The organism is SAR86 cluster bacterium (genome assembly GCA_023703615.1).
Lineage (GTDB): Bacteria > Pseudomonadota > Gammaproteobacteria > Magnimaribacterales > D2472 > MED-G85.
Map to the genome: position 1 here is coordinate 346,577 of CP097971.1, position 12,090 is coordinate 358,666.

The window sequence follows — 12,090 nt, forward strand, 5'->3', positions numbered from 1 at the left end:
TTGTCAATCAACTCCAGAAATAAAGGCGCAGCTTTTGAAAGACAAATAGCCAATGCTTTAATTGACGATTTGAATCTTAAAAATCCTGTCAAAAGAATTTTAGAGCAAACTAGAACTAAAGAATTACCAGATTTGATGCTAGGAAAATGGTGTATTGAATGCAAAGCATATGGTTCTGGTGCTGAACCTAGACCAGATTGGTGGGAACAGGTTCTTGCATCCTCTAGAGCAAATGGTTTCAAACCTGCACTTGTTTATAAGTTTAACAATAGACCAATCAAGGTAAGAATTCTGGCATGTTCATTAAATAAACATATAAGCAATAATATGGTTACTGTAGATCTTTTGTGGCCAGATTTTATTCAAGTATTATTAGAGTTATTTCAAGAGGATATTCAGTTGCATGAGCAAAATTATCAAGTGTAATGATTTAAACATCAAAATTTATGTTGAAGATACTGATTTTCAAGGAGTGGTATATCACTCAAATTATTTAAAGTTTTTTGAAAGATCAAGATCAGAATTTTTAGAAAAAAATAATATTTCTCAAAAAAAACTTATAACTTCCGGTAATGCCTTTGTAGTCAAAAGTATTGAAGTTCAATATTTAGCTTCAGCAAAATTAGGCGATGAGGTTATTGTTGAGTCAAATGTCGAAAAAATTTCAAATGCTAGATTGCTTTTTCACCAAAAAGTTTTTGAAGCCGAGAAAAACAGTGATTTAGTAAATGGTAAGGTTGAAGTTTGTTTTGTAGATCTTTCTACAAAAAAACCACAAAAGTTCTCAGATGATTTATTATTAATTTTTAAATAGGTAATAATTATGGACGATATTTCTGTACTAAATCTTTTTATAGAAGCTGGATTGGTTGTTAAGTTAGTAATGATTATTTTATTAATAGCTTCTCTTTTAACCTGGATTGTAATCTTTGAAAGATATAATTTTTTTAGAGATTTAAAAAAAACTAATTCTGATTTTTTAAAAACTTTTTGGAGTGGTGGCGATTTAAATAAATTATATGCAAAAACAGAGAATTCCAAAAATGTAGAATTTGGAGTAACAAATGTTTTTAAAAATGCTTTTAAAGAATTTAATCAATTAAAATTAGATAGATCTATTAATGAATTTGATTTAGAAAGCATCAATAGAGCGATGAGAGTTTCTATAACAGCAGATGAAGAGGTTATGAGTAAACATTTATCATTTCTTGCAAATGTAGGGTCGGTGAGTCCCTATATTGGTCTACTTGGAACTGTTTGGGGAATAATGACTTCATTTCAGGGCCTTTCTGATGCAACTCAGGCTACAATTAATGCAGTTGCTCCTGGAATTTCAGAGGCTCTTGTTGCAACGGCTCTTGGATTATTTGCAGCTATTCCTGCTGTTCTTGCATTCAATAAATTTACTTCAGAGCTTGAAAATATAAGTCAATCAACAGTTATTTTTTCTGAAGAGCTCGCAAGCATTTTTTATAAAGAGACCCTTAGGAAAAAATGATTTATAGATTAGGTAAAAAAAGAAAGCTTCACGCAGAAATAAATGTAGTTCCCTACATTGATGTTATGTTGGTCTTGCTCATTATATTTATGATACTTTCACCTCTTTTAATACAAGGTATAGATGTAAATTTACCAAAAACTGATACGACTAAAATGACTGTTCAAAACGAACCTCTAGTTATTTCAATAAATAATGCTGGAGAATACTTCTTAAATATTGGAGAAGAAACATTACCCATTGATCTTGAGGAATTAAAAAGAAAATCATCTGTTATTTTTAAGGCAAATCCAAAAATAGAAGTTATTTTTCAAAGTGATAAAAACGTTAAATTTGATTATGTTGCTAAAGCAATGGCCTCTGTTCAAAGTACTGGAATTACAAAAATAGGAATAGTGACAACTGGATATGCAGATTAGAGAGGATTATTTTTTAGCATCTTTTTATTCATTTCTTCTTCATGGAATGATCATTTTGTATCTAATGAATTTTTTTTATTTTGAAAAAAATGAAAATAAGATATTGAGCTCGCCAGTAAATGTAAATCTTGTTTTTCAAGAGCAAGTAACAAAAAACCAAAAAACTCAACCAAATGAAATTCCGAAGATAGAGATTAAACAAGAAAATATAAACAAAATTGAGCTTTCGCAAACTTTAACAAATCAAATAACACCAATAATTCAGAGAACTGATATTAATAAATTATTAAAAGAGGATGAAGTAGCTTTAAAAAAATCTCAAGCAGAACAAATAAATATTTTTAGTAATTTAATTATTCAAACTATTCAATCTGCATGGATAAAACCTAAAAATATTCAAGATGGACTTGTTTGCGAACTGAGAATCTTTGTTAATCAAAATGGAAGAGTATTAAAAGCTGATTTGATTAAAAGCAGTGGAAACATAAGATTTGATAATTCAGCATTAATGGCAATAGACAGGTTAGAAACTTTTAATTTTTATAATCAAATACCGAACAATTTATTTAATAAAGAATTTAAAAATATTCTTATTACTTTTAATCCAAAATGAAGATAAAGATTTTACCGTTTTTTTTTATTTCTCTTTTTTGTTTTTCTGAACTAAATCTGGAGATCACCAAAGGTGCAAATAATCCATTCTCAATAGCAATAATCGGTTTTAATGAAAATCAAAGAATGGGCAAAGAAGTTCTAAAAGTTATAAAAAATGATTTATTAAGAACAGGTGAGTTTAATATATTTAATGAAAAGGATTTATTATCTTTTCCAAAAAAAGAAGAAGACATAAATTTTAAAGATTTTAAATTATTGAATATGGATTATTTAATTATTGGATCAATTCAAATTGAAGATCAATATAATATAGTAGCGACCTATGACGTATATAATGTAAAAAGATCTATTAAAATTAGAAACTCAAAAGTATTCGGTATCCCAAAGAGAATTAGACAATTATCACACTATATAAGTGATGGAATATATGAGGAAATTACAGGAATTAAAGGTGTTTCTTCAACTAAACTTTTATATGTAAGTCAAACAATCGGTAGAAAAAATGAAGAAGTTTATAAACTATTAGTTTCCGATGCTGATGGAGCTAATGAACAAATTCTCTTAAATAGCAATGAGCCAATAATATCTCCAACATGGTCGCCAGATTCTTCCAAAGTGGCTTATGTTTCGTTTGAAACTGGAGTTGCAAAAGTTTATATCCAAGAGTTAAGAACTGGAAAACGAGAGCTTGCATTAGAAAGCAAATACCAAATCAGCTCTCCATCTTGGTCACCAGATGGAAAATATCTTTCCTTGACTTTGTATCAAGATAAAAATGCTGAGATATATATTTTAAATCTAAAGAATAAAAATCTAACTAGACTTACAAATCATTATTCAATAGATACTGAATCGTCATGGTCATCGAAAGGCAGTAAAATTTTATTTACTTCAGGAAGATCTGGTTCACCTCAATTATACGAAATCAACCTTAGAAAATTTAATTCAAAGCCAAAACGGATTACCTTTGAAGGAAACTATAATGCTAAAGGATCTTACTTGCCAAATAATGAGGGCATAGTTTTTGTTCATAGATCTAACGGAAATTTCATAATAGCTTTAAAATACTTTGACGAAAACTTTATTAGACCTCTGACTGAGTCAAAATTAGATGAATCCCCTAGTATTTCTCCAAATGGTAATGTGATAATCTATGCAATAACAGAAGATAAAAAAAGTCTTTTAGCTGGATTGTCATTAAGCGGAACAAGGTTTAGGCTTCCTTTAAAAGATGGTGAAGTAAGAGAACCCTCATGGTCAGGATTCATAAGATAAAACTTAAGGAGATAATATGAACTTTTTAAACAAACAATATCTATACAATTTAAATTTATATATTGTACTAATTTTTATTTTAAGCTCATGTGCGAGCATGAATGTAACTCAAGAAAGCGTCTCTGATTCAGAAGTACAAACTGTAAAGGTTTCAAAATCAATAAGTGTTGAAGAACTTGATTATGAAACAAAAGCAATTTTTGCAAATGCAACAGTTTATTTTGAATTTGATAGATCAAATTTAACAAGTAAATCTATCCAAATTTTAAAAAGTGTTATTGACGCTATGAAAGAGAATTCTGCAGTTAAAATCACTATCTCAGGGCATGCTGATGAAAGAGGCACTAGAGAATATAATTTAGCATTAGGACAAAGAAGAGCTGCATCAGTTAAAGATTATTTTGTACTTAATGGAATAAATGCATCTAGAATTTCTGTAAAAAGCTTTGGTGAAGAAAAACTTTTATCAGATGGTATTGATGAAGCAAGTCACTCTAAAAACAGAAGAGCTGAGATAAACTAATTTAATGTTTCACTTAGCGTTAGCGCGAATAAATTTTTTTTGTTTTTTTATTTTTACTTTTTCTGCATCTTTAATTTTTTCACAGGATGCTGAATTAGATTCAACTCTATCTCAGGAATCATTTCAAGTTGATATTTTATTTCTAAAAATTCAAGAGCTCGAATCTCAAATAGAAAGATTGACAGACAAAGTTGAAGCTCAAGATTTTTTAATTGATAAGTTGATACAAGAATCATCACCTGATTTAGATAATAATGAATTAGATATAAATACTAATTCTTCTATTAGATTTAAGGGCCTAAATGATGCAAGAAGTCTTGAAGAGGTTTTTGATTCAGCAATTAACTCACTTGAAAATCAAGATTTCGTTTCTGCCAAGGATCTATTTAAATATTTTATTGATACATTTGAGGATGAAGAAAAATTACCTTTATCCTATTTTTGGATTGGGGAGATAGGGTTTATCAATGAGAATTATGAAGAATCAAAAAATTATTTTACACAAATGATTACTTTGTATCCAAATCACTATAGAATTCCTCTTGCGCACAAAAAAATAGGCGATATTTTTTTAAAGAACAACGAATTTGATAAAGCAAAAGAAAAATATAATTTTGTTGTTAGAGAATTTCCTGATAATACAGCTTCATCTTTAGCCTTGCAGTTATTGAAAAATATGGAATAATCTCTTTTTTTTATGCATAAAAATGGGTCGCTAGCTCAGCTGGTAGAGCAGTTGGCTTTTAACCAATTGGTCACAGGTTCGAATCCTGTGCGACCCACCATTAAACAGGCATAATATCTATATGAAATTTAAGGATATTTTTCTTTCAAGTTTTCTTTTTTTTCTTGTGCTATCGTCCTGGTATGTAATCAGATCGGTAAGAAATGAAATAGCAGTTGAAAATTATAGTGAAGATTTTTTATTAATTTTACTGTCTTCAACGGCAATCGTAATGATATTTGCAAATTCTGTTTATTCTTGGGTAGTTTCTAAATCAAATTTTATAAAAATAATCTCTTATTCATATTCTTTTTTAATATCTAATTTAATTCTATTTCTTATATATTCTAAGTTCCTAACAGAGTCTGATTCTATACAACTAATTTGGCTTGGAAGAATTTTTTATGTTTGGGCAAATGTATATTCTTTTTTTGTAGTAGCAATTTTTTGGGTGCTAATTATAAACATTTATAGAGATGTAAAATCCAGAAAATTTTATGGTTTTATTATGGCAGGAGGCTCATTGGGAGCAATTTTTGGATCAGAAATTTCAGTCAGGTTATCGGAAACATTTATAAGCACTAGAATTGAACTTTTTGTTTTATCATCTTCAATTTTATTATTTTTAGCAATGCTTTTGGCAATCTACATAGCAAAATCTAAGAAATCTTTTAATGTATCTGAGGTAGTTGGTGGTAAATGGTCTGATTCTTTTAATAATGTTGTATCATCAAATCAAATTAGATCAATAGCAATCTATTCTTGGCTTTTTACAGGCCTAATGACAATTCAATGGATAAGCGCAATACCTATTATTGAATCATATTCAGAATTATCTTCCGAAAGAATAGTTTTATTTGGAAGAATAGAACAATTAGTATCTCCAATCACTTTAATAACACAAATATTTTTTACATATATAGTAATTTCAATAATTGGAATAAAGCTAATCTTAATTTTTTATGGAATTTTATTTGCGCTTGTTTTTTTTACATATGGATTCTATCCATCTTTAGGGGCAGTAATCTTTGCACAACTTTTCTTAAGGGTCTTTGAATATGGATTTAATAAACCAAGCAGAGAAATTGTTTACAGTGAATTAGATAAAAATAATAGATATAAATCTTCAGTTTTTATTGATACTTTTGTATCTAGATTTGGAGATTTATCAGGAAGCATTTTTATGGGAATTGGTAAATTTTCTGGTATTGCTATAAGTTTTATGCCATTGATAGCACTTCCTGTTACATTTATTTTATCTTTGGTTGGTATGAAAATATCAAAAAATAAAAACTTTAAAAACCTCTAGAATTTTCAATAGATTCTTTAATTGTTACGATCTTATTCATGATACTCTCTGATGCTTGAAAGTTATTTTTAGTTAATTTTAATGCAAATTCTAATTGATTTAGCGCTTCTTCGTTTTGTCCAAGCAATATATAGTATTCTGCTCTGCTTTGATGATATCCAATAATATTTTTGCTTGACCTTTGTATTTCTGATAAAAACATCCACAGATCAGGATTATCATTTCTTCTAAGAAGTTGATCTCTTATTATTTCTTCAGATTCAAAATATTTTTTCATTGCTAATAAAATTTTGGATTTAATAAATGATAATGGATAGTTTTTTGGCGAAATTTCTAAATATTTATTTACATATAAAAGGGCATCTTGAAACCTTTCAGCTTGTAAAAGCACTTCAACATATGTAGTACTAAGCATTAAGTTTTTCGGATACTTTTGTATTAAATTCTCAATTATTTCTATACTTTTTGAAAAGTTTCCATTTCTAGCAAGAGCTAGTGCTAGACCATAAAATGAAGAATCACTTTCATCATTTTTTATTTTTGATTCAAATAATCTTAAAGCAGTAGACGGAAGTTTTTGATAGTAAACTAGAAGCCTTGATCGCACGAAGGAAAACTCTAGGCTATCTTTTTTAGTATTTTCCGTTGGTAAATTTTCTGCAGAATTAAAAGCATCAGATATTCTTGATGAGGTAATAGGGTGTGTAAGTAAGAATTCTGGTGGTAAATCTCCAGAGAGTCTTCTAAGATCATTCATGATTTCAAACATCTCACCCATTGCTTCTGGGTTATAACCAGCCCTTACTAAATTAGAAAATCCGACTCGGTCTGCTTCTTTTTCAAAAAGTCTACTATATCGTAAACTTTGTTGTTGCAATATTGATGGCCCTAATGCAATTGCATTTGGGTTATTGCTTATAAGAGCAATAGCAAGAGAAGATACCATAACTAATGCAGATGCAAGATTAGAATCCTGCGACTTCAAAACATTTCTGGCAAAGTGTCTTTGGCTCAAATGGGCAAGCTCGTGAGCAAGAACAGAAGCAAATTGAGCTTCATTTTCAGCTTTTAAAAAAAGACCGCCGTTAACTCCTATTATTCCACCTGGAGCTGCAAATGCGTTTAATGAGTCATCGTCTATTAAAAGAATTGTAAAATATCTATCAGAAACTTGACTATATTCTGATAGTCTATAAATCAATAGCTCTGTATATTCATGAATAAGAGGATCCTCAATTATAGGCGCCTGTGCATATATTTGTTTTAAAAAAGCTTTACCAATAGCTTTTTCCTGTGCAGTTGAGACTGCGGCTGAAACCCTATCTCCTAAAACTGGTAATTCTATTTCTTTTTTTTCTTGAGGGCTTACATACACTGATAAAAAAAGAAAAAAAGTGAATAAAACAAAGTGTTTATATTTTAAAACTAACATAAAAATACATTTTAGATTAATATGGTGCCTATAAGACAATTAAATTAGTATTAATTTCATAATATAAAGAATATTTAATGAAAATTAAAAAATAATTTATAGCAATGATTGAGCAAGTAAATAAATTTTTTAAGAAAATTTTTCCAAATGACGAAACTGTTGTTTTTGCATTTCTTATTTTTGCTGTGTTAATTATATTTAGTATTTTTAGCTCGATACTTCCGCCATTTATTATAAGCATAGTGACAGCATATCTTTTAGTTGGACTTCAAAAGAAAATACAATCTTTTGGGCTAGGCTTGCAATTATCATCTATTACAACATTTACAATTTTTATCATTGTAAGTACTGCATTATTATTTTGGCTTATGCCTATTCTATATAATCAGCTACAGTCTTTTGTTGTTGATATGCCGAGATTAATAAATGAATTTATTAATTTTGTTGCCACTATACCTGCAGCATATCCTGAACTTGTATCGTCTGATCAAATTTCATTGTTTTTTCAAGCAGTATCATCAGAATTAACTTCGATAACTCAAAATATTGTGAAAACATCAATTTCTGGTATTCAAAGCACTATAACTTTTTTAATTTATGTCATCTTATTCCCTATATTGGTATATTTTTTCTTCTTTGATAGAAAAAATATTACAAATGGATTTGTAAAAATTATTCCTGGAAAAAGAGATATGCTCCTTAAGGTATGGGAAGAGATGGATGTACAACTTAGTAACTATGTAAGAGGTAAGTCTCTTGAGATTGTTATCGTTGGTTTTTCAGCTGCAATTATATTTGCTTCACTTGGTTTAAAATACTCTGCTCTCTTATCAGTTCTAGTTGGACTATCTGTCATAATTCCCTATATAGGAGCTTTTTTAGTAACAATTCCAGTAGTATTGGTTGGCTTATTACAATTTGGAACAACTTTTGATTTTTGGTTATTAATAATATTGTATCTTTTGCTACAAGGTCTAGATGGTAACTTACTTGTTCCTATTATTTTTTCAGATGCAGTAAAACTTCATCCAGTAGCAATTATCGTTGCTGTTTTCGTTTTTGGTAGCATGTTTGGTTTTTGGGGAGTATTTTTTGCGATACCTATTGCTACATTTATAAAGGCAGTTTGGAACGCCTGGCCCAGCTATCAGGATCAGCAATAATCCTTTACGCTCTGTAAAACTTCTTTAACATGATCTTTAACTTTCACTGATCTCCATTCTTTAACGATTGTACCTTCTGCATTTACTAAAAATGTGCTTCTATCAACACCCATGTATTCTCGTCCATACATTGATTTTAATTGCATTACATCAAAAGATTTACAAACTTTTTCATCGGGATCTGATAACAATTCGAAAGGAAAAGATTGTTTAGATTTAAAATTTTCATGAGACTTAATACTATCTCTTGATACACCAAGAATCTCTGTATTAAGTTCTTTAAACTCCTCATAATTATCTCTAAAATCTTGTCCTTCAACTGTGCATCCGGGAGTACTATCTTTTGGATAAAAATATATAACAAGATTTTTATTTGCAAAAGTCTCATTGGTTAGATTTTTATCACTTGTTGCGTAAGCTTGAAATTTCGGGCATTTTTTTCCTTCTAGTTTTTTGACCATGGTATTTCCTTTTAAAATTGTGTTATAAAATAGTGTATAGTCATATTTTTTACTGATTTTTGAATTCATGCAAGTATTACAGGGAAGTTTAGTAGCATTAATTACGCCAATGCTTAAAAATGGCGATATAGATTATGTTGCTCTAGAAAGACTTATTGATTGGCACATTGATATGGGCACAAATGGAATTGTTTCTGTTGGCACAACCGGAGAATCCGCAACTCTGGATTTCGAAGAGCATTTTAATGTTATTTCCCATACGATTAATTATGTAAAAAAAAGAGTACCAGTTATTGCTGGTACTGGAGCAAATTCAACAAAGGAAGCAATTTATCTCACTGCAAAAGCTAAAGATGCTGGTGCAGATTATGCACTTCTTGTAACTCCTTATTATAATAAACCAAATCAAAATGGGCTTATTAAACATTACACAGAATTAGCAAACGAAGTTGATATTCCTCAAATTTTGTATAATGTACCATCAAGAACGGCATGTGATCTTTTACCAGAATCTGTAAAGCTTTTGTCAAAGCATCAAAATATTATAGGTATAAAAGAAGCAGTTGATGACCAACAAAGAATTGAAGAGCTTCTTGAAATTGCTAGAGATAGAAAAGACTTTTATATTTATTCAGGAGATGATCCAACTTTCTGTAAATCCTTGAAAATGGGGATCGATGGAGTTATATCTGTTGCTGCAAATGTAATACCAAATTTAATAACAGCAATATGCAAATACTCATTAAATAATGATTTTGAAAAAGCTCAGCAAATAGATGCAGATTGTAAAAATTTATATAAACTTTTATTTATAGAATCTAACCCCATACCTGTAAAATGGATGTTATACAGAATGAAAAAAGTGCATGATGCAATTAGATCACCTCTTATAACATTAGATGAAACTTTTCATGATGAAGTATTGTCAGAACTTCAAAGGTTGAAATTATTATGAAAACATACTTTATAAATATACCTATTTTATTTTTATTTTTTGGATGTTCTTCTATGTCGGGCCCTGATGGATTTTTTCCTGATACAAAATATGATTTTTTTGATGAGCAGGTTGCTGATGAAATTATACTTCCAGATCATCTGAATCAACCTAATAAAGAAAATCATTTTCCTGTAACTAATAACGTAATCATTGAAGAAGATATAGATGTTCCTAAACCAAGACAAATATTTGCCTCATCAGGTACTAGTGCTGTTCAATTGCGCAGATTAGGCGAACTAATGTGGGTTTATATAGAGACTCTTCCTTCTACCTCATGGCCTATTGCAAAAAATTATTGGGATACATCTATCTACTCTGTAATAAGTGCAAATCCAGAGAATGGTAAAATTAAAGTAGATTTTGACGATGAATCAATTCTTGAGATGCGAATTGAACATGGAATTAAAGAAGCTTCTACAGAAATATTTTTATATGTTGTTAACAAAAATAATAATGAAATACTCAGTAATCCAGAGTTTATTAGAAGTGAATTAGAAAAAATGGTTAATTATTTAGCTCAATCAGTTAATAATTTTTCAGGAACATCTTTAGCGGCTCAAAATTTAAATGAAAACAAGAAAGCTAAAATATTTTCTGAGAATGGGCAAACTGTCATATCTTTGGAGCTTTCATTTGACAGAGCTTGGTCATCAGTTAGTAAAGCATTGGATGCTGCTAATATTATAGCGAATGATAAGAACAGAAGCGCAGGGATTTTTTATGTAAGTTATCAACAAGAGGAAAGAAATGGATTTTTTTCATTTCTAGGTTTTGGTAAAGAAAGAAATAGCAGCACACTATCAAATGAATCTGATTTTGAAGTAACTATTACAGAAAAAAATAATAAGAGCTATGTTAGAGCAAGACCAACAAATGATAATATACAAGAAGCAGAAGAATTACTTTCAAAAATTAATGAAGCATTGAGTTAAATATGGAAAAAATTAAAGAATTAACAAAAGGTAAGGCAAAATCATTATTCACGACAAGCAATGATGATCATTTAATTATGCATTTCAGTGACGATACCTCAGCCTTTGATGGCAAAAAAAAGGAAGCTTTGTTAGGTAAAGGAACTATTAATAATCAATTTAATGCATTCATTATGGAGCATTTGAAAGAAAATAATGTTGAAACTCATCTGATTGATGTTCTTAACACTTCAGATTCATTAGTATATAAATTAAATATGTTTCCTATTGAATGTGTTATAAGAAATAGAGCTTCTGGATCAATTTGCAGAAGACTAGGAACTGAAGATGGTCTAATTTTTGAATCGCCACTATTTGAATTCTTCTTAAAAGATGACGACCTTGGCGACCCACTTATAAATGATGAACATATCATTTCTTTTGGTTGGGCATCAATAGATCAAATAAAAGAAATGAAATCTTTAACATATAAAATTAATACAATTTTATCAAAATTATTTTTAGATTCAGGCCTGATACTTGTTGATTTCAAGGTGGAGTTTGGAGTTTTTAAGGATTCTAAAATATTGTTAGCAGATGAGTTTACTCCTGATGGTTGTAGACTTTGGGATTCTAAAACTATGAAAAAAATGGATAAAGATAGATTTAGACAAGGTTTGGGTGATGTTGTTGAATCCTATCACCAAGTTGCAGATCGCTTAGGTATGAATATTAAACTTGACTAAATAAGTCAGGTATTTAT

15 protein-coding genes and 1 tRNA gene are annotated in these 12,090 nt (G+C 29.3%); 14 read left to right on the forward strand and 2 right to left on the reverse strand.

Annotated features, from left to right (window positions below):
- From M9C80_01860 to M9C80_01905, 10 genes are all read left to right on the forward strand, one after another.
- Positions 1-426: a hypothetical protein gene (locus M9C80_01860; GenBank protein ID URQ69923.1), complete on the forward strand. Its 426-nt coding sequence runs from the start codon at positions 1-3 to the stop codon at positions 424-426.
- The gene (locus tag M9C80_01865; GenBank protein ID URQ69924.1) at positions 404-814 is read left to right on the forward strand and encodes a YbgC/FadM family acyl-CoA thioesterase; all 411 of its coding nucleotides are present in this window, start codon (positions 404-406) and stop codon (positions 812-814) included. The genes M9C80_01860 and M9C80_01865 overlap by 23 nt, the downstream gene beginning before the upstream one ends.
- A gap of 9 nt (positions 815-823) precedes the next feature.
- Complete coding sequence (gene tolQ / locus M9C80_01870) at positions 824-1,498, forward strand: protein TolQ (protein URQ69925.1); 675 nt, start codon at positions 824-826, stop codon at positions 1,496-1,498.
- The gene (locus M9C80_01875; GenBank protein URQ69926.1) at positions 1,495-1,917 is read left to right on the forward strand and encodes an ExbD/TolR family protein; all 423 of its coding nucleotides are present in this window, start codon (positions 1,495-1,497) and stop codon (positions 1,915-1,917) included. Before tolQ ends, M9C80_01875 begins: the two co-directional genes overlap by 4 nt.
- Positions 1,907-2,530 (forward strand): TonB C-terminal domain-containing protein, encoded by a 624-nt coding sequence (locus tag M9C80_01880; protein ID URQ69927.1) that lies wholly within the window; start codon positions 1,907-1,909, stop codon positions 2,528-2,530. The genes M9C80_01875 and M9C80_01880 overlap by 11 nt, the downstream gene beginning before the upstream one ends.
- Positions 2,527-3,807, forward strand: a complete 1,281-nt coding sequence (tolB, locus tag M9C80_01885) for a Tol-Pal system beta propeller repeat protein TolB (protein URQ69928.1) — start codon at positions 2,527-2,529, stop codon at positions 3,805-3,807. The genes M9C80_01880 and tolB overlap by 4 nt, the downstream gene beginning before the upstream one ends.
- A 16-nt stretch (positions 3,808-3,823) precedes the next feature.
- Positions 3,824-4,330: an OmpA family protein gene (locus M9C80_01890; protein ID URQ69929.1), complete on the forward strand. Its 507-nt coding sequence runs from the start codon at positions 3,824-3,826 to the stop codon at positions 4,328-4,330.
- Between the two features lie 4 nt (positions 4,331-4,334).
- The gene (locus M9C80_01895; protein ID URQ69930.1) at positions 4,335-5,015 is read left to right on the forward strand and encodes a tetratricopeptide repeat protein; all 681 of its coding nucleotides are present in this window, start codon (positions 4,335-4,337) and stop codon (positions 5,013-5,015) included.
- Positions 5,016-5,039: 24 nt separating this feature from the next.
- Positions 5,040-5,115, forward strand: a tRNA-Lys gene (locus M9C80_01900).
- A 21-nt stretch (positions 5,116-5,136) separates the two neighbouring features.
- Positions 5,137-6,363: a hypothetical protein gene (locus M9C80_01905; GenBank protein URQ69931.1), complete on the forward strand. Its 1,227-nt coding sequence runs from the start codon at positions 5,137-5,139 to the stop codon at positions 6,361-6,363.
- On the opposite strand, the gene M9C80_01910 is transcribed toward M9C80_01905, so the two are convergent.
- Positions 6,350-7,795: a M48 family metalloprotease gene (locus tag M9C80_01910; protein ID URQ69932.1), complete on the reverse strand. Its 1,446-nt coding sequence runs from the start codon at positions 7,793-7,795 to the stop codon at positions 6,350-6,352. The genes M9C80_01905 and M9C80_01910 overlap by 14 nt on opposite strands.
- A 104-nt stretch (positions 7,796-7,899) precedes the next feature.
- On the opposite strand from M9C80_01910, the gene M9C80_01915 reads away from it, so the two are divergent.
- A complete protein-coding gene (locus M9C80_01915) occupies positions 7,900-8,958 on the forward strand; it encodes an AI-2E family transporter (GenBank protein URQ69933.1) in 1,059 nt (352 codons plus the stop codon).
- Here the strand turns inward: M9C80_01915 and M9C80_01920 are convergent.
- On the reverse strand, positions 8,949-9,419 hold the full coding sequence (locus M9C80_01920) for a peroxiredoxin (protein URQ69934.1): 471 nt from the start codon (positions 9,417-9,419) through the stop codon (positions 8,949-8,951). The two genes, M9C80_01915 and M9C80_01920, sit on opposite strands and share 10 nt — an antisense overlap.
- A gap of 67 nt (positions 9,420-9,486) precedes the next feature.
- Between M9C80_01920 and dapA the strand changes: the two genes are divergently transcribed.
- Genes dapA through M9C80_01935 form a run of 3 tightly spaced genes read left to right on the forward strand, consistent with a single transcriptional unit; the run spans position 9,487 to position 12,073 of the window.
- Positions 9,487-10,374, forward strand: a complete 888-nt coding sequence (dapA, locus tag M9C80_01925) for a 4-hydroxy-tetrahydrodipicolinate synthase (protein ID URQ69935.1) — start codon at positions 9,487-9,489, stop codon at positions 10,372-10,374.
- Positions 10,371-11,348 carry an outer membrane protein assembly factor BamC gene (gene bamC / locus M9C80_01930; GenBank protein URQ69936.1) on the forward strand — a complete coding sequence of 326 codons (978 nt, stop codon included), beginning with the start codon at positions 10,371-10,373 and terminating at the stop codon, positions 11,346-11,348. The genes dapA and bamC overlap by 4 nt, the downstream gene beginning before the upstream one ends.
- A 2-nt stretch (positions 11,349-11,350) precedes the next feature.
- Positions 11,351-12,073, forward strand: a complete 723-nt coding sequence (locus tag M9C80_01935) for a phosphoribosylaminoimidazolesuccinocarboxamide synthase (GenBank protein ID URQ69937.1) — start codon at positions 11,351-11,353, stop codon at positions 12,071-12,073.
- Positions 12,074-12,090 lie beyond the last annotated feature (17 nt).

Coding starts and splice junctions, on each gene's coding strand:
- M9C80_01890 (URQ69929.1), top strand. CDS start 3,824: ATGAACTTTTTAAACAAACAATATCTATACAATTTAAATTTATATATT.
- M9C80_01935 (URQ69937.1), top strand. CDS start 11,351: ATGGAAAAAATTAAAGAATTAACAAAAGGTAAGGCAAAATCATTATTC.
- M9C80_01905 (URQ69931.1), top strand. CDS start 5,137: ATGAAATTTAAGGATATTTTTCTTTCAAGTTTTCTTTTTTTTCTTGTG.
- M9C80_01875 (URQ69926.1), top strand. CDS start 1,495: ATGATTTATAGATTAGGTAAAAAAAGAAAGCTTCACGCAGAAATAAAT.
- bamC (URQ69936.1), top strand. CDS start 10,371: ATGAAAACATACTTTATAAATATACCTATTTTATTTTTATTTTTTGGA.
- M9C80_01915 (URQ69933.1), top strand. CDS start 7,900: ATGATTGAGCAAGTAAATAAATTTTTTAAGAAAATTTTTCCAAATGAC.
- tolB (URQ69928.1), top strand. CDS start 2,527: ATGAAGATAAAGATTTTACCGTTTTTTTTTATTTCTCTTTTTTGTTTT.
- dapA (URQ69935.1), top strand. CDS start 9,487: ATGCAAGTATTACAGGGAAGTTTAGTAGCATTAATTACGCCAATGCTT.
- M9C80_01920 (URQ69934.1), bottom strand. CDS start 9,419: ATGGTCAAAAAACTAGAAGGAAAAAAATGCCCGAAATTTCAAGCTTAC.
- tolQ (URQ69925.1), top strand. CDS start 824: ATGGACGATATTTCTGTACTAAATCTTTTTATAGAAGCTGGATTGGTT.
- M9C80_01880 (URQ69927.1), top strand. CDS start 1,907: ATGCAGATTAGAGAGGATTATTTTTTAGCATCTTTTTATTCATTTCTT.
- M9C80_01865 (URQ69924.1), top strand. CDS start 404: ATGAGCAAAATTATCAAGTGTAATGATTTAAACATCAAAATTTATGTT.
- M9C80_01895 (URQ69930.1), top strand. CDS start 4,335: ATGTTTCACTTAGCGTTAGCGCGAATAAATTTTTTTTGTTTTTTTATT.
- M9C80_01910 (URQ69932.1), bottom strand. CDS start 7,795: ATGTTAGTTTTAAAATATAAACACTTTGTTTTATTCACTTTTTTTCTT.